Source organism: Sandarakinorhabdus glacialis, from assembly GCF_014643455.1.
Classification (GTDB): Bacteria; Pseudomonadota; Alphaproteobacteria; order Sphingomonadales; family Sphingomonadaceae; genus Sandarakinorhabdus; species Sandarakinorhabdus glacialis.
This window is the reverse complement of sequence record NZ_BMJM01000016.1, coordinates 1-24,807: the sequence shown is the minus strand read 5'-3', so window position 1 is coordinate 24,807 and position 24,807 is coordinate 1. Positions and strand designations below refer to the sequence as shown.

At 61.5% G+C, this 24,807-nt stretch carries 25 protein-coding genes, 2 tRNA genes and 1 pseudogene; 19 read left to right on the top strand and 9 right to left on the bottom strand.

Going from position 1 to position 24,807, the window contains the following annotated elements:
• Positions 1-7 precede the first annotated feature (7 nt).
• The 4 genes from IEW98_RS15135 to IEW98_RS15120 form a co-directional block, all read right to left on the bottom strand.
• Positions 8-571, bottom strand: a complete 564-nt coding sequence (locus IEW98_RS15135) for a DUF2059 domain-containing protein (RefSeq protein WP_188764217.1) — start codon at positions 569-571, stop codon at positions 8-10.
• Between the two features lie 19 nt (positions 572-590).
• Positions 591-2,015, bottom strand: a complete 1,425-nt coding sequence (locus tag IEW98_RS15130) for an NAD(P)-dependent oxidoreductase (RefSeq protein WP_188764215.1) — start codon at positions 2,013-2,015, stop codon at positions 591-593.
• A 160-nt stretch (positions 2,016-2,175) separates the two neighbouring features.
• Entirely contained in the window at positions 2,176-2,979 is an 804-nt protein-coding gene (locus tag IEW98_RS15125; RefSeq protein ID WP_188764213.1) for an undecaprenyl-diphosphate phosphatase, read from the bottom strand.
• Positions 2,980-3,013: 34 nt separating this feature from the next.
• Positions 3,014-3,988 (bottom strand): complex I NDUFA9 subunit family protein, encoded by a 975-nt coding sequence (locus IEW98_RS15120; protein ID WP_188764211.1) that lies wholly within the window; start codon positions 3,986-3,988, stop codon positions 3,014-3,016.
• 101 nt (positions 3,989-4,089) lie between these two features.
• Here IEW98_RS15120 and IEW98_RS15115 point away from each other — a divergent pair.
• The 5 genes from IEW98_RS15115 to IEW98_RS15095 all read left to right on the top strand — a co-directional run bounded on the left by IEW98_RS15115 (position 4,090) and on the right by IEW98_RS15095 (position 7,265).
• Positions 4,090-4,176: transfer RNA gene (locus IEW98_RS15115), tRNA-Leu, on the top strand.
• Between the two features lie 167 nt (positions 4,177-4,343).
• The gene (locus tag IEW98_RS15110; RefSeq protein ID WP_188764209.1) at positions 4,344-5,540 is read left to right on the top strand and encodes a tyrosine-type recombinase/integrase; all 1,197 of its coding nucleotides are present in this window, start codon (positions 4,344-4,346) and stop codon (positions 5,538-5,540) included.
• A gap of 24 nt (positions 5,541-5,564) precedes the next feature.
• Positions 5,565-6,176 carry a hypothetical protein gene (locus IEW98_RS15105; protein WP_188764206.1) on the top strand — a complete coding sequence of 204 codons (612 nt, stop codon included), beginning with the start codon at positions 5,565-5,567 and terminating at the stop codon, positions 6,174-6,176.
• Positions 6,177-6,309: 133 nt separating this feature from the next.
• Positions 6,310-6,480, top strand: coding sequence for a helix-turn-helix domain-containing protein (locus tag IEW98_RS15100; protein ID WP_188764204.1), 171 nt, complete (start codon positions 6,310-6,312; stop codon positions 6,478-6,480).
• 236 nt (positions 6,481-6,716) lie between these two features.
• Complete coding sequence (locus IEW98_RS15095; RefSeq protein ID WP_188764202.1) at positions 6,717-7,265, top strand: hypothetical protein; 549 nt, start codon at positions 6,717-6,719, stop codon at positions 7,263-7,265.
• A 23-nt stretch (positions 7,266-7,288) separates the two neighbouring features.
• Here the strand turns inward: IEW98_RS15095 and IEW98_RS15090 are convergent, their stop codons facing one another.
• Both IEW98_RS15090 and IEW98_RS15085 read right to left on the bottom strand, forming a co-directional pair.
• Positions 7,289-8,725 carry an ADP-ribosylglycohydrolase family protein gene (locus IEW98_RS15090; protein ID WP_243450810.1) on the bottom strand — a complete coding sequence of 479 codons (1,437 nt, stop codon included), beginning with the start codon at positions 8,723-8,725 and terminating at the stop codon, positions 7,289-7,291.
• A 26-nt stretch (positions 8,726-8,751) separates the two neighbouring features.
• Positions 8,752-9,129: a hypothetical protein gene (locus IEW98_RS15085; RefSeq protein WP_188764198.1), complete on the bottom strand. Its 378-nt coding sequence runs from the start codon at positions 9,127-9,129 to the stop codon at positions 8,752-8,754.
• 429 nt (positions 9,130-9,558) lie between these two features.
• Between IEW98_RS15085 and IEW98_RS15080 the strand changes: the two genes are divergently transcribed.
• The 4 genes from IEW98_RS15080 (at position 9,559) to IEW98_RS15065 (ending at position 16,461) form a co-directional block, all read left to right on the top strand.
• Positions 9,559-11,712, top strand: coding sequence for a site-specific DNA-methyltransferase (locus tag IEW98_RS15080; RefSeq protein ID WP_188764196.1), 2,154 nt, complete (start codon positions 9,559-9,561; stop codon positions 11,710-11,712).
• Positions 11,713-11,715: 3 nt separating this feature from the next.
• Positions 11,716-14,307 (top strand): DEAD/DEAH box helicase, encoded by a 2,592-nt coding sequence (locus tag IEW98_RS15075; RefSeq protein ID WP_188764194.1) that lies wholly within the window; start codon positions 11,716-11,718, stop codon positions 14,305-14,307.
• A gap of 107 nt (positions 14,308-14,414) precedes the next feature.
• Positions 14,415-14,960: a hypothetical protein gene (locus IEW98_RS15070; RefSeq protein ID WP_188764191.1), complete on the top strand. Its 546-nt coding sequence runs from the start codon at positions 14,415-14,417 to the stop codon at positions 14,958-14,960.
• 280 nt (positions 14,961-15,240) lie between these two features.
• Complete coding sequence (locus tag IEW98_RS15065; RefSeq protein ID WP_188764189.1) at positions 15,241-16,461, top strand: MFS transporter; 1,221 nt, start codon at positions 15,241-15,243, stop codon at positions 16,459-16,461.
• A 133-nt stretch (positions 16,462-16,594) separates the two neighbouring features.
• Here IEW98_RS15065 and IEW98_RS15060 read toward each other — a convergent pair whose 3' ends face one another.
• Positions 16,595-17,308 carry an NAD-dependent deacylase gene (locus tag IEW98_RS15060; RefSeq protein ID WP_188764187.1) on the bottom strand — a complete coding sequence of 238 codons (714 nt, stop codon included), beginning with the start codon at positions 17,306-17,308 and terminating at the stop codon, positions 16,595-16,597.
• A gap of 118 nt (positions 17,309-17,426) precedes the next feature.
• Between IEW98_RS15060 and IEW98_RS15055 the strand changes: the two genes are divergently transcribed.
• The 3 genes from IEW98_RS15055 (at position 17,427) to dapB (ending at position 19,177) form a co-directional block, all read left to right on the top strand.
• Entirely contained in the window at positions 17,427-17,801 is a 375-nt protein-coding gene (locus IEW98_RS15055) for a hypothetical protein (protein ID WP_188764185.1), read from the top strand.
• A gap of 22 nt (positions 17,802-17,823) precedes the next feature.
• Entirely contained in the window at positions 17,824-18,219 is a 396-nt protein-coding gene (locus IEW98_RS16830; protein ID WP_308785511.1) for a hypothetical protein, read from the top strand.
• Positions 18,220-18,373: 154 nt separating this feature from the next.
• Complete coding sequence (gene dapB, locus IEW98_RS15045) at positions 18,374-19,177, top strand: 4-hydroxy-tetrahydrodipicolinate reductase (protein WP_188764237.1); 804 nt, start codon at positions 18,374-18,376, stop codon at positions 19,175-19,177.
• A gap of 92 nt (positions 19,178-19,269) precedes the next feature.
• Here dapB and IEW98_RS15040 read toward each other — a convergent pair whose 3' ends face one another.
• On the bottom strand, positions 19,270-19,728 hold the full coding sequence (locus tag IEW98_RS15040; protein WP_188764183.1) for a DUF2244 domain-containing protein: 459 nt from the start codon (positions 19,726-19,728) through the stop codon (positions 19,270-19,272).
• A 60-nt stretch (positions 19,729-19,788) separates the two neighbouring features.
• Between IEW98_RS15040 and nth the strand changes: the two genes are divergently transcribed.
• The 7 genes from nth (at position 19,789) to IEW98_RS15005 (ending at position 23,598) form a co-directional block, all read left to right on the top strand.
• A complete protein-coding gene (gene nth / locus IEW98_RS15035) occupies positions 19,789-20,433 on the top strand; it encodes an endonuclease III (protein WP_188764182.1) in 645 nt (214 codons plus the stop codon).
• 142 nt (positions 20,434-20,575) lie between these two features.
• Positions 20,576-20,944, top strand: coding sequence for a hypothetical protein (locus IEW98_RS15030; protein WP_188764180.1), 369 nt, complete (start codon positions 20,576-20,578; stop codon positions 20,942-20,944).
• Between the two features lie 53 nt (positions 20,945-20,997).
• Positions 20,998-21,074 (top strand) — tRNA-Arg (locus IEW98_RS15025).
• Between the two features lie 362 nt (positions 21,075-21,436).
• Complete coding sequence (locus tag IEW98_RS15020; protein WP_188764178.1) at positions 21,437-22,048, top strand: hypothetical protein; 612 nt, start codon at positions 21,437-21,439, stop codon at positions 22,046-22,048.
• Positions 22,049-22,166: 118 nt separating this feature from the next.
• Positions 22,167-22,349 (top strand): helix-turn-helix domain-containing protein, encoded by a 183-nt coding sequence (locus tag IEW98_RS15015; protein WP_188764176.1) that lies wholly within the window; start codon positions 22,167-22,169, stop codon positions 22,347-22,349.
• Positions 22,350-22,477: 128 nt separating this feature from the next.
• Positions 22,478-22,738, top strand: coding sequence for a PC4/YdbC family ssDNA-binding protein (locus IEW98_RS15010; protein ID WP_188764174.1), 261 nt, complete (start codon positions 22,478-22,480; stop codon positions 22,736-22,738).
• A gap of 86 nt (positions 22,739-22,824) precedes the next feature.
• Positions 22,825-23,598 (top strand): hypothetical protein, encoded by a 774-nt coding sequence (locus tag IEW98_RS15005; RefSeq protein WP_188764172.1) that lies wholly within the window; start codon positions 22,825-22,827, stop codon positions 23,596-23,598.
• 775 nt (positions 23,599-24,373) lie between these two features.
• Here the strand turns inward: IEW98_RS15005 and IEW98_RS15000 are convergent.
• Positions 24,374-24,807, bottom strand: a pseudogene (locus IEW98_RS15000) (transposase); the annotation flags it as partial.

The following is a 24,807-nucleotide window of genomic DNA, read 5'->3' as shown; positions in this document are numbered from 1 at the left end:
ACGTGTCCTATTTCTTCTTGGGCGGCGGTGCGGCGTTGAGCGGTGCCAGTGCGGTCTGCAGCCTTGCCGAGTTGGCCTGCATGGCGGCATCGAGCTTGCTGCCGATGGCGCGCCCGGTGGCGGCGCCGATCTCGGCCGACACCTGCGGCTGGCTCCGCTGGAAGGTCTGGCCGAGCGGGCTGCGGTAGAAGTCCGACAGGCCCTTCAGCTCGGCGGCGGTGTAGTTGCGGGCATAGGCGCGCGCCGATTCGGCAACGACGGCGTTGATGTTGTCGTTGATGACTTTTTGCGCGATTTCGGCCTGGATGCCGCCGGCCTTTTGCAGGACCGGGTCGAACTTGGCGCGGTTGGCCTGATAGGCTTGTGCAAAGCCCGGCTGCTGGGCGAGCATGGCGCGCAGGGCGACGCCCGATTTCATCGCCTGGACGTTCTGGGCCATGCCGCGGCTGATCTGGCCGCGCACGTCGAGCTGCTGGACCAGCGCCGTGGCAGCTGCAAGCGCGGCCGGGTCGACGGGTTTTGCTGCAGGCTGGGCGACGGCAGCGACGGCAGCGACGATAAACGAAATCATTCAACAGTCTCCTGGCAGGTCAGGCCGCGCGCGCCGTGGCGGCGGCATTGGCGCGCAGATATTGATGCATATGCGTGGCCACGTCACGCCCGTCGCGCACTGCCCAGACGACCAGGCTGGCGCCGCGGACGATGTCGCCGGCGGCGAACACGCCGGGCAGCGAGGTCATCATCGTCTTGTGATCGATGCGCAGCGTGCCCCAGCGGGTGACGCCGAGGTCGGGAGCGCCGAACAGGCCGGGCAAATCCTCCGCATCGAAGCCAAGCGCCTTAATGACGAGATCAGCACGGGCGGTGAATTCGGCGCTGGGGTCGATTTCAGGCGCGCGGCGGCCATCGGGGCCGGCCTGGCCGAGGCGCATCCGCGTGGCGCGGACTTCGCCGCCCGAAATCGATGCGGGCGCGGCGAGCCAGACAAACTCGACGCCTTCCTCCTCGGCGTGGGTGACTTCGCGGATCGAGCCGGGCATGTTGGCGCGGTCGCGGCGATACAGGCATTTGACGCTGGCAGCTCCCTGCCGAATTGCGGTGCGGACGCAATCCATAGCGGTGTCGCCGCCGCCGATGACGACGACATGCTTGCCCGCAGCGTCGAAGCCGGCGGCGTTTGGCACGGTGTCGCCGAAACCGGCGCGGTTAGAGGCCGTCAGGAAATCGAGTGCCTCGACGACGCCCGCGGTATCGGCGCCCGGGACATCGACACTTCGCGGCTTGTAGACGCCGGTGGCGACCAGCAGCGCATCGTGGCGATTGCGGAGTTCGGCGAGGCTGGCGTCGCGGCCGACTTCGAAATCCTGGTGAAAGACGATGCCGGCTTCGCGCAGGCGCTCGACGCGGCGCATGACGACGAACTTTTCCAGCTTGAAACCGGGGATGCCATAGGTAAGCAAGCCGCCGGCGCGGTCGTAGCGATCATAGACATGGACCTCGTAGCCCTTGACGCGGAGGTATTCGGCGGTGCTTAGCCCGGCGGGGCCGGCGCCGATGATGCCGACCGACTGCGACGAGCGATCGGCGACGATGCGCACCGGCTTGACCCAGCCGTTTTCCCAGGCGGTGTCGGTGATGAATTTTTCGACCGAGCCGATGGTGACGCTGCCGAAGTCCTTTTCGATGACGCAATTGCCTTCGCAGAGGCGGTCCTGCGGGCAAATGCGTCCGCAGATCTCGGGCATCGTGCTGGTCGCTGCGGAAAGTTCATAGGCTTCCTCGAGCCGGCCTTCGGCGGTCAGCTTGAGCCAGTCGGGGATGTTGTTGTGAAGCGGGCAATGGACCTGGCAGAATGGCACGCCGCATTGTGAGCAGCGCGCGGCCTGCTCCTCGGCCTTGGCGATGATGTAGGGGCGCGCGATTTCGAGGAAGTCGCTGGTGCGCTCGTCGGCAGCACGCTTGGCCGGGTAGGCCTGCGTCCGATCGGTGAACTTGAGCATCTTCGTATCGGCCATGGCTACCGCCCCTTTCGACGCTTTGCGTAGCGACGATGCTAGTGCGAGTCACGCGAATAATCGTCGATGGGACAGCTTTGTTGACCTAATTACGCCATAGTATAATTTAATCACGCTCAGGACACACATTATTACGGCCGATTCGGCCTTATATGACTTGTTAACGGCTGAGCAACATCACCAAGGCAGTTGATCCGACGACGATTCGGTACCAGGCAAAAGGTGCAAAACCGTAGCGGCCGACGATGGCCACGAAGCCCTTCACGACGGCAAGGGCGACCAGGAATGCAACGGTAAAGCCGATGCCGATGGCGGTCAGGTCGCTCATGGCAAGCGAGTCGCGGTTCTTGTAGAGCGCATAGGCTGTTGCCGCGGTCATCGTCGGGACAGCGAGGAAGAAGCTGTATTCGGCGGCGGTCTTGCGTTCGACGCCGGCCAGCAGGCCGCCCATTATGGTGGCGCCCGACCGCGAAACGCCGGGGATCATGGCGAGGCACTGGCCGATGCCGATGAAGAGTGCGGTCTCGCCGGGAATGGCCTCGACACTGGGATAGCGGGCGGTATGGGCCATGCGCTCGATGACAAGGATGGCGATGCCGCCGACGATCAGCGCGATGGCGACGGTCAACGGCGATTCGAGCATGATCTTGATGGTTTCATAGGCGAACACGCCAATGACCATCGCCGGCACGAAGCCGAGAAAGATGTTGCGCGTGAAGGCGATGGCCTGGGGATCGCGGTGGGCGAGGCCGGCGATGACGTTGGCAAAGCGCTGCCGGTAGGCCACGACGACAGCCAGGATGGCACCGAGCTGGATGGCGATCTTGAACGCCAGTTCGGCCTCGCCCTTGAAGCCGAGCAGCTCGCTGGCGAGGATCAAATGCCCGGTCGAGGAAACCGGCAGGAATTCGGTGAGACCTTCGATGATCCCGAGCAGGATCACGTCGAACAGGCTTTGTTCCATTAAATCAGCACCCTGTCAGTCGAAGCCCCGGGCTTCAGGCCGCGATTTCTTCGCGGTTGAAGCGGCCGCTGGGGCGGAAGCGTTCGAGCATGGCGGGGGCGAACGCTGCCATCGGGGTCGGCGTGATGCCGAGATCGGCCAGCCCGAGGCTATTGGCGCCGACGATATTGTCGTTCTGCAGCATGGCGAGCTGGTCCGATGTCATCGGCACGAACGGCAGGATATCGCCGAGCCGGGCCATTAGCTTTGCGATCCCGGCAGGAACCTCCACCAGCCTGCGGCCGTGGCGGGTTTCGCGGTTGATCATCTGCAGGATGGCGCGGAAGCTGAGGACATCCGGGCCGCCGAGCTCGAAGGTTCGGCCAGCGGCTTCGCTGCTGGAGAGCGCGGCGACGGCGGCAGCGGCGACATCGAGGACATAGACCGGCTGGAAGCGGGTGTTGCCCGCGATGACGGGCAGCACCGGTGCCGTGCGTGCCATGGCGGCGAAACGGTTGAGGAACTGGTCCTCGCGGCCGACGACAAGGCTGGGACGCAGGATGACGGCGGTCGGGATGGCGGCCAGGACGGCAGCCTCGCCTTCGGCCTTGGTGCGGGCGTAGGGGACCGGCGACCCCGCGTCGGCGCCGATCGCGGACACCTGCACATAATGGCCGATGCCGGCAGCAGCGGCGGCACGGGCGGCGCGGCCGGCACCTTCGGCCTGGACAGCCTTGAAAGTCTGGCCGGATTTCTGATCGAGGATACCGACCAGATTGACCCCGGCGGCGGCGCCTTCGAAGGCTGCGGCCATCGATGCATCCGACTTGATGTCGCCGCGGACGATCTGGATCTGGCCAAGGCCGCCGAGCGGTTTCAGGAACAAGGCGCGTTCGGGGTGGCGGACCGCGACACGGACGCGGTGCCCGCGCTCGGCGAGACGCTGGACGATGTATTTGCCCAGGAATCCCGAGCCACCGACGACGGTGACAAGGGAATCAGGAGCGAGTACGGAATGGATTTCAGTCATGGCGGCCCTTTAGCGCAGGCATTCGATGCTGTCGCGGCGCAAAACAGCGGTTGTGATTGACAAGGCGTTCGCTGGCCCGTAACCGCCCCCTCCTACCCCGTGCCCGGATGGCGGAATTGGTAGACGCACTAGCTTCAGGTGCTAGCGCTCGTAAGGGCGTGGAGGTTCGAGTCCTCTTCCGGGCACCAGTCACCTGTATCAGGGTGACCCCCTAAGTATCGACAAACGATGGAGAAACGTGCACATTCCGGTTCTGGAAGTGCCCGTTTGTCCCACGCGATGCCCCTACAATCCGCAAGCTTTGGGGGCATATCAGGGGGCATGGCGGGCAATCATGTGCAGGTGATGCCCCCATATGGCGCTAAAAGACACAGAAATCAGGGCTTTTCGGCCAGCTGCCAAGCCGTTTCGGCGAGCTGATGAGAAGGGGCTGTATATCGAAGTATGCCCGAACGCATCGAAGCTATGGCGTTTCAAATATCGGCACGCCGGCCTGGAGAAGCGGCTAGCTTTGGGGGCATATCCTGAAGTGTCGCTGGCGACAGCGCGGCGCAAACGGGATGAAGCGCGTGCCATGCTTGCCGAGGACCGTGATCCAGCGATGGCACGCAAGCGGGAAAAGCTTCAAGCTAAGCTCAATGCTGACAACAGCTTTGCGGTCATTGCCGAGGAATTCATTGCCACAAAGCTGGAGGGAGAAGGCAAATCCGATGCGACACTGATCAAGGCGCGCTGGTTTCTTGACCTGCTACGCCCCGCAATCGGGCGTCGGCCTATTGTAGATATCGAGCCTTCGGAAATCCTCGCCCCGCTGAAACAGCTAGAGCGCAAGGGTCATCACGAAACTGCGCGCCGGGTGCGCGCGTTCGCCAGCCGGGTGTTTCGGTTCGCTGTGGCGACGGATCGCGCAAAGGCTGATCCTGCGGCCTTGCTGAAGGGCGGGCTGATTTCCCCCAAGGTGAAGCATCACGCGGCCATTCTGGAGCCTGAGAAGCTTGGCGCGCTGCTGCGGGCCATTGACGGCTTCAACGGTAGTCCGGTGACCCTGCTAGCGTTGCGAATAGCGCCGCATGTGTTCGTGCGGCCGGGCGAACTGCGACACGCTGAATGGGTCGAATTCGATATCGAAAACGCGATCTGGCAGATACCGGCTGGCAAGATGAAAGCGCGCCGGCCGCATTCTGTGCCGCTATCGAGCCAAGTTTTGGGCATGATCGATGAGCTGCGCGACCTGACGGGCAGCTGGCCCTATCTGTTCCCATCCATGCAGACCCGGCTGAAGCCGATGAGCGAAAACACAGTAAATGCCGCGTTCCGGCGAATGGGCTTTGGAAATGACGAAGTGACCGGCCATGGCTTGCGATCCACTGCATCTACACTGTTGAACCAGAGCGGGCGGTGGCACCCCGATGCCATTGAACGGGCGCTGGCGCATGGTGATAGTGATGCGACACGCGGTGCGTATCATCGCGGGCAATACTGGGATGAACGCGTGAAGATGGCGAAATGGTGGAGTGATTATCTGGATCAGCTGCGTGCGCAAAAACCGTGACGTGAAAGGGACGGACGAAACGCCATGACCAATCTGCAAGGCGCATCTGGCGCATCACCGGAACAGCTGCTTGTGGAAGCCGAGCTGCAAGCCTTGATCAAGCGGCACGGCAAAGCGGCCGTTCGTTGCGCGGCAACCAAGCTTTGCAAAGGTCGGGTCGGACGAAAGGTCGAACCAGATTGGCCGCTACTTGCACCTTATGTCCAAGCGGATGCGGATGCTTGGCTAGATGGCAAAATCCCCGAAGAACTTCGCAAAAATAATGCTATCGCGGAAGACTTTGCCGAAAAATATCCTGGACAGAGCCGCGCGTCCACACACCGTCGTATTATGGGAAAACTTGCCAAGCACCGGGTGACATCTTATTTGAGCGCCGCATGGAAAAAGAGCGAAAATTACCGGCCGCACGCTGATTATTTTCGCGCTGGCGAAGCGCTGATCGCTCACGATAACAGATTTCAGAATTTAGTTTCGTATCCTGCTGAAACTAAAAAGGGTGCGCTAGCTCGATACCGAGATAAACTCGGCGAGCCCCCCGCCGAAATGACTATTGCGGAAATTGCTAAGCTTGCGGGAAGGCACCCAACGGCAATCCCGATGGCGAGACTTCTCTCCGTGCTTGGACTGCCGGCATAATAGATTAGTCGCCTGTGGCATGATGAAATGCCCGCCCGTTGAATCATGATAAAATCGCGTTAAGATTTGCCATCTGTTCGCCGCCTGTTCCCAGAGATAACCGGAACCATCAAGGCGCTTCAGGAGGCACAAAATGGACCGGCTCATGACTATTAAGGAATTTACGCGGCGCTTCGGCGTTGCGCGTTCGACCGTATACCGGGAGCATAACACCGGCCGGTTGGCATTTCGCAAGATTGGCCGAGCCACGCGGATTGCGGAATGCGACGCCAAGCTTTGGTTTGATGCATTGCCCAAGTCCTGATTCGCCGCGTCACCTGACCGGGTTTTGAAACTTGCGAGCATCTGTCCCACAGGGTGCCCCGTCATATCGCCTTACAGCGGCGCATGCGTGGTATTTCAAGGGGCTGCATGTGCCCCCTGCCAAGCACAGGGTAGGACTTGCGATCAACAGTGACAGGCCAGCGACCTTCAGGGCGAGGCGGCGCGCGTAACAGCGCCCTGCGGAAGTCACGCCATCTGACTGCGAGGCAATGCTGGTTGCTGATCGATGCATCACACCGTGCCAAGGCGGCCGGGCTGCCGTTCAACCGGTTTATCACCATCCTGTGGCAGCTTGGCGGGGCGGATGCGAGCTGTAATGCCCGTCTTACAGGGGCATTTATCAAGCGCATCGCGGATTGGCTGCGATTGAACGGGTATAGGCTGGCATGGTCATGGGTGCAGGAGAACAGCCGCAAAAATGGAGCGCATGTGCATATCCTGTTGCATATGCCAGCCGAACTTGACCCGTTGTTTCGGACCAAGCCGCTGGAATGGGCAAAGGCGCTGCTCCCTGGCCAATATGTTGCAGGGGTGATGCAATGCCAGCGGATACACGGCGCGGGCGCACAGCCGGGCGTGTCGCCCTTGCATGAAGCCAATCTGAAACGAAAGTTGAAGTATATGCTGAAGGGCTGCGATCACGCCACGGGCGCTTCCCTGGGCCTTCCACGGCGGGGTGAAGCCAGCATTGTCATAGGCAAGCGGCTGGGTGTGTGGCAGCGACGGCGCACACCGCCAGCCGTCATGTGGCAAGATTGCTTATAATTTCGGAAAATCTTGGCGCTCGATCAATCGTCGCTCAGTAGTGCTTTAGCCATTCCCCAAATCCGCGGTCGCCAGGCAAGTTTGTCTAACCACCCTTCCGGGATTCCAGTAACCCCGTACAAGGCGCCGGCAAGCTGACCGGTGATCGCGGCAGTCGTGTCGGCATCATCGCCCAAATTGGCGGCCAGCAGCACAGCTTCCTGATAGCTTCCTGCTCGACCGACCGACCACATCGACGCCTCCAATGAATGCGCGACATAGCCTGACGCTTTGACTTTCGGCCGAGCCCTTCCGCGCCACGATCCGGCCATTATGGTTGCAATCGAGCCCGACATACCGTCCCCACGGCTGCGCATGACTTCTGTCCTGGGTCGCCCCTCGATCGCGTCAGCCAGAGCGTCTGCAAAAGCCACGCATGCATCAACAGCTTCAGGCGCCGCGTGTGTCGTACGGCTTTGTCGGGCTGCGACATCACGAAGCCGTGGACGATCTTTGAAGAACCGGATTGCAACGGGTGACAGGCGCATGAGGCTGCCATTCCCAGCGGTGTTGGGCTCGGTTGAACCGGCAACAGGATCGCCCGTCTTTTGCCAACGCGACAAGGCGGCTGAAGTCGTCATTCCGATGTCAAAACAGTGACCAGTGCAGGAATAGACGCCGTCCTGTCGCCATTGAACGAACCGACGCATTAAGTCAGCTTCATCAAGATTGGACTTGTCAAAGAGTGAGTCTGCAAGCGCCAGTGCCATGGCGGTGTCATCGGTCCATTCGCCAGCTTTCAGGCCAAACGGCCCGCCGCCGATCATATCGGTCAGCTGGGGGTAACGATCCCTTGGTTTGAACTCCAGTGTGGTGCCCACGGCATCGCCCGCAGCAAGCCCTAGCAAGGCGCCAGCTGCGCGATCCTGCACTCCTACCCCGGAAGTATCTGGAAAGGCCTCAGGCGCCGCTTGTAGCGCCCTGACATAGGTTTCCTGAGCATTGGTCTCTATTGCGCCCGGTCGGGCCGCTCGAACCGCTGAAATTGCAGATGCGGGCGACATGCCAAGCTCGATTAACAAACGGGCGCCCACTGTGCCCGCTCGGCCAAGGCCACCCTTGCAATGCACAAGCACGTTGAAGCCGTCGCGAAGGCGCGCGCGCAGCCCTTCCGCTGCATCACGCCACGCTAATTCGAACTGGGCGTCGGGAACCGACACATCGCGTATCGGCATGTGGAACCATGTCATGTGTCGCTGTCGCGTCATCTTTCCGAGCTCCGCGACATGAAGCGCCTTCAACTCATGGTCTTCGATTAGCGACACGACGGCCGCGGCGCCCCAGTCGGCAACGGCATCGAGATCGATACCTAGGTCGCGGTCCCAGCCGCCGGTCATGGCGCCTGGCTGCTTTTTCCCTGGGCAGAATGTGATGCCGACTTTGCCATAGCCCGGCGCTGCGCAGACTTCGGCGATCTGCAAAGGATGCGTCTTGCTTGTGCGCAAAGTCAGCTCCCGCTCTCGGTGCAAGTTTTGATCTGTAATTCGACGTCGCGATAATCGTTCGCCCCCAGCCCGCTCATTCTATAAAATCGGACACGAGTTTTCCTCTCAACCGTTTCCGCATCGACGAGCATCAGCAGGTTTCCGAACGAAATCAATATTGTACCAATATCAACCGACACCGTGCCCCCGGTAGGGAGGGGTGTATACTGCGTCGCTCTCCCGTCACGCTGCCATTTTTCGTTGATGCAGCCCAGTACGGTTTGCGGGGCTTTGTCCGAAAACAGTTCCAGCCGTGGCGCTTGCTCTCGATAGCCCTTTGACGTGTGGGCACACCCTGACAGCACCGCCATTGCGCTAAGTGATATCGCAATCAGTTTCATGATATTTCCCCCTAGAAGATGGCAATATCAAATTGCCACGTCTGTGAAGGAGGCTCCGGCGACAAGCCGGGTGTTCGAAACCTCGGCAGAGCGCAAGGCGCGGACGCCTTTGGGCCCCGAAAGGCCTTGGACATGCGCGCCCGCCACCCGGCCACGATGTCGTGACCGGTGCTCTGCGTTCGAGGTTTCGAAGCCTCACCGCCCCTCTCAGGGCAGCGACACGGTTATGGTCGCTCCCCAAACGTTTGCAAGTCTGGTTCATCAGCAAGCAGCTGGCGGTCTGGCAGCGACGGCGCGCTCCACCAGCCGCCACGTGGCAAGATTGCTTATAATTTCGGAAAATCTTGGCGCTTGGCGGGTTGGCCCGTAAGGATGCTGGCGAATGGCAGGGGGCACAGCATAAATGCGAAATCGAGCAGGCGGTGTGCCATGTCGCGTCTGACTGATCTAATTGCCAAGGCCAAGGCCAAGGATTCCGATCTGGGGCGGGAGCTGGAGCGAGAGTTTCGGGCGCTGTCTTCGCGCCGCGCGTTCGGCCTCAATTTCGAGCGGCACCGGCCTGAGAATGTTGAGCTTCCCGGTCGCCCCATACGTAAGGGTGACAAGGTGCGCATCCTCCCCGAACGTGGATCGACCAAGAAGGGCGATCACCGGCTTTGGAAGGTGGCGAGCCTTGCGGGCAAGGGTGCGGAGCGCGTCGCCAGCCTGTCCCTGCTCTACACCGATAAGCCGGAGCGGACGCAAGCGCCGGTTGCCGATCTGTGCGTGGTGGCTGAATTTCGGGATTATATCTATCCCGGCCTTGTCAGCACAGGGAAGGTCGAACGCGGCGGTGACAAGCCGTTTCACACCGTGATCAATGGCGAAAATTTTCATGCGCTGGAGGCGCTGACCTTCACCCATCGCGGCAAGGTGGATGCGATCTATATCGACCCGCCATACAACACCGGCGCAAGGGATTGGAAATACAACAACGATTACGTGGAAGGCGACGATCAGTATCGTCATTCTAAGTGGCTTGCGATGATGGAGCGGCGGCTTCTCGTTGCGAGGGAGCTACTCAATCCCGTTGAATCGGTTCTGATCGTATCGATTGACGAGAAGGAATATCTTCGACTGGGGATGCTTCTGGAGCAGGTGTTCCCTGATGGTGATATGAATATGATCACGAGCATCATCAGTGCAAAGGGGGCCGTTCGCCCCGGCAGATTCTCCCGCGTCGAAGAACATATCTTTTACGTGTTTTTTGGCGCTGCGCGTGTCCAGTGGTGGACAACCAATATGCTACCCTCTCCCGGTGATGAGGACATTCGAGACCTAGATGGTGCGGTTCAGCCTATCGAATGGCTCTTGTTGAGAAGACGAGAGCCTACAAGTGTTCGGGCCGCGCGGCCAAACCAATTTTATCCAATATTCGTGGACGAGAATACTGGGCACGTACATTCGATTGGCGAACCCATCACTCCAGATGTTGATCGCAATACGATTGTCTCCCCTGAAGGGACGATCGCTATCTGGCCACTAAAACCGGATGGCACAGAGATGCTTTGGGGGCTCACCCCGGACGTTTTGAGGAGAAACTGGTCTGAAGGCTTCGTAAAGGCGACTAGCTGGAGGCCAGCCAATCGAACGTGCTCGATCAAATATCTTCAGACGGGTGTGATTGCGCGCATACGATCCGGCGAGATAGCTCTAACTGGGCACGCGCCTGATGGGTCTGTTGAGGGTCATGTTGCCGCAGATGCAAGCGTTGGAAGGTCTCCAAAGCGGGTCTGGAATATGCGGTCGCATAATGCCGAGACTGGAGGCACCAATATGCTGACGGCGTTGCTCGGGGGCCGCCGCTTTCCATTTCCAAAATCCTTATACGCCGTTGAGGATGCGCTCCGATTCGCGGTTTCGCACAAACCGAAGGCAATTGTTTTAGACTTCTTCTCGGGGTCTGGGACAACTGCTCACGCAGTAATGCGCCTAAACAAACAGGACGATGGCAGGCGGCAATGTATCTCCATTACCAACAATGAAGTTGGTGCTGACGAACACGCTCTGCTGCGCATCGATGGCTTTCGTCCCGGCGATCCCGAATGGGAGCAATGGGGCATTTGCGATTACATCACCAAGCCCCGGATCAACGCTGCGATCACGGGTCAAACCCCTGAAGGTCAGCCGATCAGGGGCGATTACAAATTCACCGACGAGTTCCCAATGCTTAGTGGATTCGCGGAAAATGCCGAGTTTCTCACGCTCACCTATGAAACCCCGGTCGCAGTCAGCCATAATCGCGCGTTCGAGCGCATCGCCCCACTGCTGTGGATGCGCGCCGGGAGCGAGGGAAGCCGCATTGAGACCCTGCCGGAAGGCGGCTGGAGCGTGGCCGATTGCTATGGCCTGATGACTGATCTGGATCAGGCGGCACCCTTTGCCGAAGCGATCCACGGCAAGGACAGCATCCGCTTTGCCTATATCGTCACCGATGATGAGCGGCGCTTCCAATCGGTCGTGCGGCAATTGCCAGACGCGGTCGAGCCGGTGCGGCTATATGAATCGTATCTTGCCAACTTCCGTTTTTCGATGGGGCGCTGAGCCATGAAGTTCACGCTGAAAGATTATCAGGACGAGGCGGTTGCCGAAGTACTCGACCGGATGAAGAAGGCGCGGAAACGCTGGCACGAAGACAAGGATTCGCACGCCTTTTCGCTCACCGCCACAACAGGCGCGGGCAAGACTGTCATGGCGGCGGCTGTGTTCGAAGCCTTGTTCTATGGTAATGACGAACACGATTTCGAGGCCGATTCCGGCGCGGTCGTGATCTGGTTCAGCGATGATCCTTCATTAAATGAGCAATCCAAGTGGCGGCTGTTTCAGGCTGCGGACAAGCTCACGGTCTCTGATCTGGTGACGGTCGAAAACACCTTCAGCCGGGAGAAGTTCGAGCCGGGGAAGGTGTATTTCCTCAACACGCAGAAGCTGGGCAAGAAGAGCCTGCTGGTGCGCGGGCACGATCCCGACGATGAGGGGTTGGAAAAGACCGCTACGGGCGAAACGCTCATGCCCGATTTGCGCGCGCATACGATCTGGCAGACGATCCAGAACACAATCGAAGACCCGGACTTGACGCTTTACCTGGTGCTTGATGAGGCTCACCGCGGGATGCGCGATGGTGGCAATACGGGCGAGCGCGGCAAGCCGACGATTGTGAAGCAGCTAATTAACGGCACCGGCACCGTCCCCGGCATTCCCATCGTTTGGGGTATTTCCGCGACGGTAAAACGCTTCAATGATGCCATCGAGGGAATGAAGCGACACGACACGCTTCGCAATGTCGTTGTGGATTCCAAGAAGGTGCAGGACAGCGGTTTGATCAAAGATACGATTAAGCTGGACGTGCCCGATGAGATTGGCGACTTCGCAACTGTGCTCTTGCGCCGCGGGACGGAGCGGCTGCGCGCCATGACGAAAGCGTGGGCCGAATATAGCGCTGATCAGGGGCAGGGAGAAACAGTCCAGCCGCTCATGGTGCTTCAGGTGCCGAACAATCCCGATCCCAATGAGATTGGGCGCTGGATTGATACCATCTTCGAGACCTGGCCGGACTTGCCACAAGACTGCGTTGCCAACGTGCTGGGCGAGCACCGCACGGAACAATTCGGGAGCTACTCCGTCCCCTACATAGAGCCGGAGCGGGTGCAGGAACGCGATGGCGTGCGCATCCTGATTGCCAAGGATGCGATCAGCACCGGCTGGGATTGCCCGCGCGCCGAAGTCATGGTTTCATTCCGGGCGGCGAGCGACCGGACGCATATCACGCAGCTTTTGGGCCGAATGGTGCGCTCGCCCCTGGCACGGCGCATTCCCGGCAATGATCAGCTTAACGCGGTCGATTGCCTTTTACCCCGGTTCGACAAGGCTACCGTAAAGGCTGTGGCCGATGCGCTTATGCTGGGCAATGAAGCTGAAGGCGATACGCCGCTGCGCCGCGTGCTGATCCAGCCGGTTGAGCTTTTCCCTAACCCTGCGATGCCGGAAGCACTATGGGACAAATTTGTTTCCCTGCCTTCCCAATCCCTGCCCAAGAAGACCGCGCGCCCGGTGAAACGGCTTACCGCTCTGGCGCACGAGCTGGCGCATGATGGGCTTTTGCCGAACGCGGGCAAGAAGGCTCACGCAGCGATGCACAAGGTGCTGGACGGGCTACGCGTCGATCTGGCGGGCGAGATTGCGACGGCGCGGGCCGACGTGCTCACGGTCGAAGGGCAAACACTGGTCGCTGACATTGCGACCGGCGGGACGAGCTTCGATGCGTTTGTGGAATCGGCTGACTATGCCGTGATCGAAGATGCCTATCGGCGGGCGGGGCGGATTATCAGTCCCGATCTGGCGACGAGCTATAGCGGTCATCTGGCAGCGCAGAATGAGGAAACCGACGACTTCGAAGATGCGCTTATTGATGCTCACACCGATATTGCCGCACTGGGACTGATCGATGCGGTCAAGGTGCGGCTGGAGCAAGCTGCGGAAGCCTTGGCCAATGAATGGCTGACCGAATACCAGACGGCAATTGCGCTGCTCACCGACAAGCGCCGCGATGCCTATCGGGAGATAAGCGAGCTGAGCGCCACACCGTTCGATGTGCGGCTGGCGAAGCCGACTTCACGGCTCCAGCCGACCAAGGCGCTTGAGGCCGGGACCGAAACCGACTTGCCGCGCTTTCCTGATCATCTGCTTTGCGATGCCGAAGCTATGTGCCCGGATGAATTGAACGGGCTGGAAACAAAGGTACAGGCTGTCGAGATGCAGCGGGATGGGCGCATTGGCTGGTATCGTAACCCGTCGCGCACAAGTCAGGATTCGCTTGGCATTGCCTATGACTATGCCGGGGACACTCTGATTCTGCGACCTGACTTCCTGTTTTTCAGCGTGGATGCGAGCGGTGCAGTTATAGCGGACATTATCGACCCGCACGGGGACTTCCTTGCTGATGGGGCGTCAAAGCTCAGGGGCCTCGCCAACTATGCCGAGAAGCATGGATCAAAGTTTGGGCGCATCCAAGCCGTTGCGGAAGTCGATGGCAGTACCCTTATGCTGGATTTGAAGGCCGAAGACGTGCGGCAACTGGTGCGCTCAGTTCCGAACTCAAGAGAAGCATATCGCAGTCCATTGAGCGCACCTTATATCTAACAAGACGGCTTCGTTTCTGCTATGTTCCACTAGTGGGCGGATTTGGATCAGGGCGATCGGGCGGGCGGCCGCTGGCAGATGACTGCCTGCGGATCGATATCGGGTGGATGCTGCGCACCGGCCGTGCTCGTGAAGGACATGTGATCCGTGGCGGACTGAGCTGGCAACACGGTGATCAGCCAGCCGGTTCGATTGGTTATACAGCCGACATGTCGGACCTTAACAACGCGGCCCTGGAACTGTGCTATTCACGGGGCAGCGGCGCTACACAGGAATCAGTCATTCAGCGTGTGACGCTGATTCACAGCAAGCCGCACTTGGGCGGCCGGCGATGGTGGCTGCTCTGCCCCTTTCGCACCCGGCGAGCGCTGAAGCTATATTTGCCGCCCGGCGGCGACAGGTTTGCATGCGCCAAGGCTTGGGGGCTGGCGCATCGATCCCAACGCATGAGAGCGGATGACCGGTGCTTTGAAGCCATGTTCCGCATGCAACGCCAGCTTGGCGGGCGTGAAGGCTTTGGCGCCGGACTGCCCCCAAGGCCGAAAGGCATGTGGCAGCGTACCTATGACCAAGCTTGGGCACGATATCACACGCTGGATGATCATTGCAGCGCGGTGACGGCAGGGTTAATGTTGCGACTTGGCGATGCTTGACCCCAAGGTTTTCTGCCTTACCAGCCGAGCTTGGGGGCATATGTGGGGGCATATTCCCAAAGAACTTATATTAAATGCAATACTTTGAGCGTATTAGGGTTCATCTTCGAGTCCTCTTCCGGCACCAAAATTCCTTATTCGTTGCTGAGGGATCGTCCAAAAGACGGTTCTTTCAGTGCGTCTTGTCGAGGCAGGATAGCGTATCAAGGCCGTGTAGGACAGCCGTTCGAGACGGGGGCCGGATTTGGTGCGATAGTGCGGCGTGTCGGAGGGGGGATGGATGGCGACGGGCGATGAAGGCACAGGAAGTCGGCGGTGGCTGGTCGGGCTGTTGTTTGTCGGCACGGCGCTGAATTATGTCGATCGGCAGGTGCTGGCGCTGTTGAAACCGACTTTGGAGGCCGAATTCGGCTGGACCAACCAGGAGTTCGCGCATTTTGGGTCGGCGGTGAATATCTCGACGATCGTGGCGCTGTTGTTCGTCGGCTGGTTCGTCGATCGCTTCGGGGTGCGGGTTGCCTATGGCGTCGCGGTCGGGGTGTGGAGCCTGGCCGGGATGGGCCATGCGGCAGCGGCGAGCGTCGGGCAATTCGTTGCGGCGCGCAGCATCCTGGCGGTGGCGGAATCGGTGAACACGCCGGCCGCGGTCAAGGCGGCGGCGACCTATCTGCCTCTGAAAGAACGATCTTTCGGGTTGGGGCTGATCAATACCGCGCCCAATATCGGCGCGATCCTGACGCCGCTGCTGATCCCGCCGCTGGCGCTGGCGTTCGGGTGGAAATCGGCGTTCATCGTGACGGGTGCGCTGGGGTTCGTGTGGCTGGCGTTCTGGTATTTCGGGACGAAGCGGCTGGTGCCGGTCGATGCTGCGCCGCCGTCGCGGCTGGATGCCAAATGGGGCGTCTTGCTCAAGGATCGACGGAGCTGGGCGGTGATCGGGGCGAAGGCACTAACCGATTGTGTATGGTGGTTTTTATTGTTCTGGACGCCCGATCTTTTTGGCCGGGTGTTCGGGCTGAGTCAGGCCGAGATCGGCGCGCCGATTGCGATCATCTTCACCATGGCAGCCTTGGGCGCGCTGACGTCGGGGGCGCTGTTCCCGCGACTGCTCGACCGAGGACTGTCAGTGAACCGCGCGCGCAAGGCTTCGATGCTGTTCTATGCCGTGCTCATCCTGCCTATCCCGTTGGCATTGCAGGCGGATAACCAGTGGACGGCGGCGCTGCTGATCGGGCTGGCGCTGTTTGCCCACCAGGGATTTTCGACAAATATCTTCGGCATGGCGGCGGATATCGTGCCGCAGGCGCGGGTCGCGAGCGTGATGGCGGCGGGGGCGGTGGCGGGCAATTTGACCGGGCTGGGGATGAATGAGTTGACCGGGTGGAGTCTCGATAATGGCGTCGGTTATTGGCCGATGTTCGCGATTGCGGCGTCGGGATATCTGGCGGCGTTGCTGTGGGTCCATCTGGTGTTGCCGGTGATCCGTCCGGCCCACGCATAGGGCGATTTGCGGGGATTTCGAGGTGTTGCGGGGCGTGCCGCCGGTGCGTGCCGGGTATGCGGCAGGCTGGTTTGCGCCAGGGAACGGGACAATCGCGGCATGTCGGCGGTATGTTTGGGCCGATGCGTAAGATTCAGCCGAGCATTTCAGCGACGAATTCGGGAACGAGGGCTCCGGCGGGGCCGTGGCGGACTTCGCCGAACATCGGGGTGCCGGCCGAGCGGTCGAGGTTGAGCTCGAGAGTCCGGGCGCCGCAACTGCGGGCGTGGTCGACGAAACCGGCGGCGGGATAGACGGCGCCCGAGGTGCCGATCGAGACGAACAGGTCGCAGGCGTCGATCGCGGCCTCGATGATGTCCATGTGATATGGCATCTCGCCGAACCAGACGATGTCGGGGCGGAGCGCGGCGGCGGCGCAGCGCGGGCACGCCGGCGCGCCGGACAGGTCGGCACTCCACGGCGAGGCAGCGCCGCATCCGGTGCAGAGCGCGCGCTTCAGTTCGCCGTGCATGTGGAGCAGGCGCTTCGAGCCGGCGCGCTCGTGAAGGTCGTCGACATTCTGGGTGACCAGCAAAAGCGCGCCGCTCCATTCGGCGTCGAGGCGGGCCAGCGCGAGGTGGGCGGCATTGGGTTCGACGCGGGATAGCGCGGCGCGGCGCTCGTCGTAGAAGCGTTGGACGAGCAGCGGGTTGCGGCGGAAGGCCTCGGGTAGGGCGACGTCCTCGACGCGGTGGCCTTCCCACAGGCCGTCGGGGCCGCGGAAGGTGGGCACGCCCGATTCGGCGGAAACGCCGGCGCCGGTGAGGATGACGATGTTGCGGATGCGGGGGTCGGGTTTGCCGGTCATGGCCTGACTTGTAGCGAGCCCCGCTGCGGCAGGCTATCGCGCTGTCCGGCGGAACCCGCATCCCGTTCGCCGGTTACATGGCCGTCACGGCTGGACGGCGCGGCGAGGGAGATCGGCAATGCGTAACGCGAAAATCGGTCGGCAGATGGCAATGGTGGCGGTGGTGCCACTGTGCCTGGCGCTGGCCGCCTGCGGGTCCAAGGCTCAGGATGAGGCGGGGTCTACTGCCGCGACCGGCACGGATATGGGAGCGATGACGACAGCGCCGATGTCGAACGCGCAGACCGGCGCCGCGGCGGCCCCGGAGATGGCGCCCGGTTCAGCAGCAGACGGGACCTCGATGAACCCGGGGTCGATGGCCGGCGGCACGGTGGTGCCGGGAACGATCGAGCCGAACACGACCGATGCGGTGACGGCCCCTGCCGCACCCGGCGGCGCTGGCACGGGCGCCGGCACGGGCAACAGCAACACCTCCGGCGACCAGGATCGCTGACCTTCGGAACAGGACAATATCGATGATCGATCATCCGGCAACCACTTCGGCAGTCGAGCGCGTGGCACGCGTGCTGGCGGCCTGGCGATTATCGCTAAACGCCGGTGGCGTCGATCCATCGGCATCGCCGGAAGTCGAGGCCGAATGGCCCAATCGGATCGAGCAGGCGATGGCCGTGCTGAGGGTCCTGCGCGAGCCTGATGCGGCGATGGCGGCCGTAGGCGATGTCGCGGTCTGGTCGCGGATGGTCGAGGCGGCGATCGCCAGCGAGGAACCGCCAGCCGTGGCGCCGCCGACGCCCGAGGTGCGCGATGCCGGGGATCCGAGCCATGACGGGCCCTGGTCGCGGCGGGACCAGGCGATGGACGAGAGTTTTCCGGCGAGTGATCCGGCACCGCTAAATCCCGGGGTCGATTGAGGGCTGCGCCTGGATCGGCGGGCGTGCCTCGACTTCGCTCGGCAGCGGGGTGGGGTCTTCGGGGGTTGGTGCGCAGCTTTTGTATAGGGCGGCGTCGTTATCGGCAGGCTTGTGTGCGCTTGCGCCGTGCAGGCGGCGGGTGCACACCGCCCGCATGGCAAAGGCGGCGATCAAGATCGGTATTCTCGGCGCGGGCGGGCGCATGGGGCAGGCGTTGATTGCCGCCATCGGCGCGCAGCCGACTTTGAAACTGGTCGGGGCGATCGAGCATGCGGGACACCATCTGGTCGGCACGCCGATCGGGCCGCCGTTTCCACCGCAGCTGACCTTTTGTTCGAACCATGGCCCGATTGCCTATGCCAGTGACGTGCTGATCGATTTTTCGGCGGCGGCGGCGCTAGAGGCGACGCTCGATTCGGCGTGCGAGGGCAATGCGGCGATGGTGATCGGTACCACCGGGCTCGAGCCGCACCATCATGCGATGATCGACCGGGCGGCGAAATCGGTCCCGATCCTGCAGGCGGCGAATACCAGCCTGGGCGTGGCCTTGCTGGCGCGGCTGGTAACCGAGGCGGCGCGGGCGCTGGGGCCGGATTGGGACATCGAGATTTCGGAACTGCACCACCGCTTCAAGGTCGATGCGCCATCGGGGACGGCATTGGCGCTGGGCGCGGCGGCGGCGACCGGGCGCGGGGTCAAGCTTGACAAGGTTTCGGATCGGGGGCGCGACGGAATTACGGGCGCGCGGATGACCGGGCATATCGGCTTTGCGTCGCTGCGCGGGGGAAGTGCGGCGGGGGATCACACGGTGTTGTTTGCCGGCGAGGGCGAGCGGATCGAGCTTCGGCATCTGGCAGAGGGGCGCGAGATTTTTGCGCGCGGGGCGTTGAAGGCGGCGGTGTGGTTGGCGGGCAAGCCGGCTGGGCGGTATTCGATGGATGATGTTTTGGGGATGTAGGGGAAGGCCCCCTCTCCCCGCTCAGCGAAGTCGCTGAGTCGCCCTCTCCCTCAGCCGGAGGCGACGCCTTCGCGTCAACGGGAGAGGGTAGATCAGGAGCGGTAGTGTGTTAGGGCGGCGGCGATGGCGGCGCCGACCTGGCGGCGTTCGGGGGCGCTGAGGAAGCTGCCGACGCTGACCCGTCGGCCGCGGGCGGCGAGGTAGACATGGGCGTCACCGAGCGCGGTCTCCTCGATCTGCACGCGGGTGAAAAAGGGTTCGAAACCGAAGCGTTTCTCGGTCCCTTGCGGGCTGACCCGGTGGAGGGTGAGAGCGTCATCGGCCAGGACGACGCGCTCGTGGCCGCGGCCGGAGGCGGTGCTGGCGCGAAAGGCCCACCACAACAGCGCGACGTCGAGGAACAGGAACGGCAGGATCGGCCAGGCCCCGAGGGCGAGAAAACGCAGGCCCGAGACCAGGAAGACGCCGCCGACGCTGCCGACCACCCAGCGCATGTGGCGCGTGGATAGCGAGCGGTTCGGCGTCAGGGTGAGATCGAGGACCGGCGGCATTCGGCCATGCTATTCGCTTTGGACTGGACTTTGAATGCACCGCGACTTCAAAGCGCAGCCATGACCGATGACCAGGTGGACGAATTCTACAGGCGGCTGAGTGCGGCGATGCCGGCGCCCGAAACCGAGCTGGCCTATGTCAATGCCTATACGCTGCTGGTCGCGGTGGTGCTGTCGGCGCAGGCCACCGATGTCGGGGTCAACAAGGCGACCCGGGCGCTGTTCGAGACGGTGACGACGCCGGCGCAGATGATCGCCCTGGGCGAGGACGGGCTGAAGGCGCATATCCGCACCATCGGGCTGTTCAACACCAAGGCGCGCAACGTCATCGCGCTATCGGAGATGTTGCTGCGCGATTTCGGCGGCGAGGTGCCGCGCGAGCGTGCCGTGCTCGAGACACTGCCGGGGGTGGGGCGCAAGACCGCGAACGTCGTCGTCAACGTCGTGTTCGGCGAGGAAACCTGCGCCGTCGACACGCATGTGTTCCGGGTGGCAAACCGGACCGGGCTGGCGCCGGGGAAGAACGTGCTGGTCGTCGAGGAAGGGATCATGGCGCGGACGCCGAAGCCGTATCGCCGGCACGCGCATCACTGGCTGATTTTGCATGGGCGGTATGTGTGCATCGCCCGCCGGCCGCGCTGTTATGCCTGCCCGGTGGAGGATTTGTGTGGGTTCGACCAAAAGGTCATGATTATGCCGGGGTAATGCCGGGGTTCACACCGCGTTCAGTCGAAATGGCGTCCTTGAGTGACTGTAATCGTTGCGTTGCTTTCAACCGTGAACTTTGCGTTGCCAGTGTATTGGGCGGCGGTGTTGCGGACCCATTTCAAAGCCCGAGGAATCGCCGATGCGCGCAATATGCCTTGCTGCCGGTATCCTTCTCGCCGGGTGCGCATCGGGACCGCGGACGCCGCCGGCGCCGGTGGTGGCAACGCGCGTGCCGGTGTCGTGCGTCAACATACAGAATATCCGCCAGACCAATGTCATCGATGATTCGACGATCGATTTCGTCATGCGCGGCGGAGAGACATTGCGGAACCGGTTGCCTAATTCCTGCCCGCAGCTGGGCTTCGAGCGGGCTTTTTCCTACTCGACGTCGATCAGCCAGCTCTGCTCGGTCGATATCATCACGGTGCTGCAGCAGGGCGGCGGTATCAGGCGCGGTGCCAGTTGCGGGCTGGGGCCATTCACGCCGATCGCGCCGCAGGCCAGATGACGATGTCGAACGCGCTGGCAAAACGCCGGCGGCGCTGCTAACACGCGCTTCGGGCACCCGTAGCTCAGCTGGATAGAGTACTGCCCTCCGAAGGCAGGGGTCACAGGTTCGAATCCTGTCGGGTGCACCATTTTACAATGACTTAGCGGCCCCCCGTAGCGCCTGTATGGAATGAGTATGGAAAACAGGGGGTGGAGTTGAGGTCCATGCTCGGCTCTCAGAATCGCGTTGCGGGGTCCACGAAGACGCTCAGCCTGCTCCCGTTTGGTCAGAGGACCGCTGAGGGCCGGAATGCCGACTTCGAGCGTTCTGGTGGCAAGCTAAGAACGCATCAGCGACGGCGCAGTGCAACGGAATTGCATATCACTCGCACCCGCGAGTCTGACGCCGCCATCTGCACGCCAGCGTTCCGAATCTAAACCGGCATATGATGAGGGCATGGCACGATCACTACGACTGCGCGACCGCGTTGTTGGTCATAGGCAAAGTAGCATGACCGAGACCAACCGGCAAAGGCGGCAACGCTTGCAGCACCAAGCTGGTGATAGGGAGAAGTACTTCAAGGCGTACCAGTTTGTCGTTTTCGAGGTTGACCACCTCACCGGTTTGCTTTCCGAAGCCGTCGCGCGTGACGTAGCTTGTGACGAGAACGGGTTGGCTTCCGCGCTACGCTATATCGCTGAGGAGAAGGACGGACGGGTGTGGCGGCATTCATTGCGCGTCATAGCCAACGCCTTGGACAACAACAAAAGCAAGATACGATTGCGTTTGGTTCGTTCAAAACAGGGCCCGGCCAGTACACGAGCCGGTCAGGAGGCTAGGCGCGTGCTCAAGGCCAGTTGCGCACGTTTCATCTTTGACCGCGTCGACATCGGCCACCCGCCGAAGGCTGCGATGGCGGATGCCGTCATCAAGTTCGGCGTATCAAAAAAAACAATCTTTTTGTGGCTCAAAGACGTTGCGGCCGATCACCAAAGGTTTCGGCAAACTTCAGTTGCGATGTTCGATTTGCCAGAGGAACAGGCCGCAAACGACGTATTTCGCACTGACCCATTTTCACTGTGGTTGGAGAGTTACGATAGGCGCCAAAAGGACGCCCATTAAGTCACCTAAATTCAGGAAATAGGGTGACTGGAAAGTGTTTCAGAATCATAGTTTGCTGACCTAGATCAACTGCCGGGTCGTTCCAGCCAAACCCCTGGAAGCCCGGGAGACCACCTTTATGGAAGGCTTCTACAGCGTCGCGGAGTTTCTTCGCATCTTCTCGATGGGGCGGACATCGCTCTACCGCGCCGTGAACGCAGGCGAGATACGGATCACAAAGATTGGGCGCTCCAGCCGCATCGCAAAGACCGATGCAAAGGCATGGGCCGATGGTCTGCCCACCACGGGCGGGGAGGCGTGACTGTGAAAGGCAATGCTTTGTCGAAAAGGGGGGAAGCCGCGCCAACGGCTCCCGCCCCAAACGTAGCCCGCTACTGCAGCAAGGCACATTCCGAGTACCCCTCCGCGACAATCGGCTCAACAGGAGATGTGGTCGGCTCCCCGGCGGCTGAGGCCAACGAGCCGATTAGCGTTTTGCTTTTCGAGCAACCACATCGCGGCGATGTTTGGCGACTCGAGGTCGCGCATCACGGCGGCCGCGCTTTCCTCAACTGGCGCAAATGGTGGCTCAGTGACGGCATCCTGAAACCTACCCGCCAGGGCGTTACGATGCCCTTGGGTCGGCTGGCTGATCTTTACGAGGCGATCGGCAGCTACCTTGAGCCGGATGGGCCGGGTCAGCGCTACTAACCATGGACAGATCGAGGGCGCGGTTGGAAACGGCCGCGCCTTCCTTTTGCTCGGTAATCTTGAAACTTGCGATAGAGGGGCACGTCATGCCCACGATGAAGGTCGATCGCGCCCGCCTAAGTGGCGATAATGCGCCAATTACCGAAACTGGCACGGATTTTGCTCTTACAGGTAAATTGAAGAGTGTCGGTCATGACGCTGCGAGCATCGGTGGGACAACCAATGGATCCTGGGGTGGAGCCCGCAACCGCAGCGACCGCGAGAGCGACTGCCTGACCTTGCGACAAGCCCAGAACATCATCGCTGCGTGTTGTCATGCCGTGCGCTTGGGCATGCCGCTCAACAGGCACCTGACGGTGCACCTCGAAAAATCGGGTGTCGCGCGCCGGGATGGGGCAAAGGCGGTCGGTGCCCTCATGACGCTGCACAGGCAATTGTTGGCATCGCGTTGCCTACCTTTTGCATGCGTCTGGGTTCGGGAGGACGACGACGGAGATGGGAGCAAGGGAGCGCACGCCTATATCCTGATGCACGTCCCACCAGATGCGGCGCCTGTCGTCACGAGGTGGCAACGACGGTGGCTTTGCCGCGTCACCGGACTGCCATATCGCAGGGGGGCGCTGCATACGTCACGGATCGGCGGCAAAGTGCGAGCGGCAACGACATCGCCGAGCATTTATTATCCAAATCTCGAGGCAGTCGTTACGTACCTGCTGAAGGGTGTCGGAGGGGAGACGGCTTCGGCGCTGGGGCTGTCACGCTACAATCAGGGCGGGAACGTAATCGGAAAGCGTTGCGGCTGGAGCGAGAATATTGGCGAGGCGGCGCGAGCGCGGGTGCGCCAGCCAGCAACTATTTAGGCTTCTGCAGTTCGTGAAACGGCAAGGTCATCGGGTCATCCGGAGGTGGTAATCGATAAACGCCCGGGCCCGCGGCGCAATGCGGGCGTTTCCGGCAGACAACTTTGCCCACTCCGCCTCCTGTTGCGAGGACGTTTTGGCACGAAAAGTCGTCGAGGCGGTGACCTTCCGTTCTACAAACCTGGCCGCACGGAGCCGTGCGATTTCGGCGTCGGCCACGCGGATCGGCAGGGCGTTGCAGTCTCTCAAAAAGCGTGGCTCCCCAGCCCACGCTCGCTCCATGATCTTGCGCTGCGTAGTGCCCAAGGGACGCAGCGACCGCGATGTCGAGCCAGACTTGACCACCGCTCAGCGGCGGGGGGCGCTTCCTTGAATGCTTCACGTAAGCGCTGCTATGCAAACCCGACGTGAGAACTGCATCAGCTTTCGCCATCTGGATGGCAACGCCGATGCTGGCCCCTAAGTACATCGATTTAGCCGCTGGAGTTGCCCCTACGACCGGCTCTTAGTGGCTGTGTTCGAGATGCAAATATGGGGCGCCGGTGACAGCTACGCGCACGCACGCGAGGCTTTGCCGATAAATGCAGTTTTATCATAGGCTTAAACGGCGAGCGGAGTCTCGATATTTTGCACCTTCGCACGACAGTGCCTGTCTTGGTCTATGCCCATGTTTTCCAGTTCGGCCCAATGCAGGCCCATGGGAAACGCATGGGCAGAGATGGCTCGGTTTATCTGCACAGCCTCGCGCGATTGCTGAGTGGAGCGGCTGCCGGTTTCATGCCGCTGCGAGAAGCGGTCGGTTGAAGTAGACGTGATCGGGGGTCTTGCGGTCAAGGGACGAGTGCGGGCGCCTGGCGTTATAGAAAGTCAGATACCGGCCGAGCGATGCGCGGGCCTCGCTGACCGATCCGTAGGCTCGCAGGTAAACCTCCTCATATTTTACCGATCGCCAAAGGCGTTCGACGAACACATTGTCCCGCCAGGCGCCGCGGCCGTCCATGCTGATCGCGATCTTCTCGCGGTGCAGGACCGACGTGAATGCCATGCTGGTGAACTAGCTGCCCTGGTCGGTATTGAAGATATCGGGCGCCCCGAAGCGCGTCAGCGCTTCCTCTAACGCCTCGATGCAAAAATCCGTCTCCAGTGTGATCGACAGCCGCCATGACAAAACCCGGCGGCTAAACCAGTCGACGACAGCGATGAGGTAGA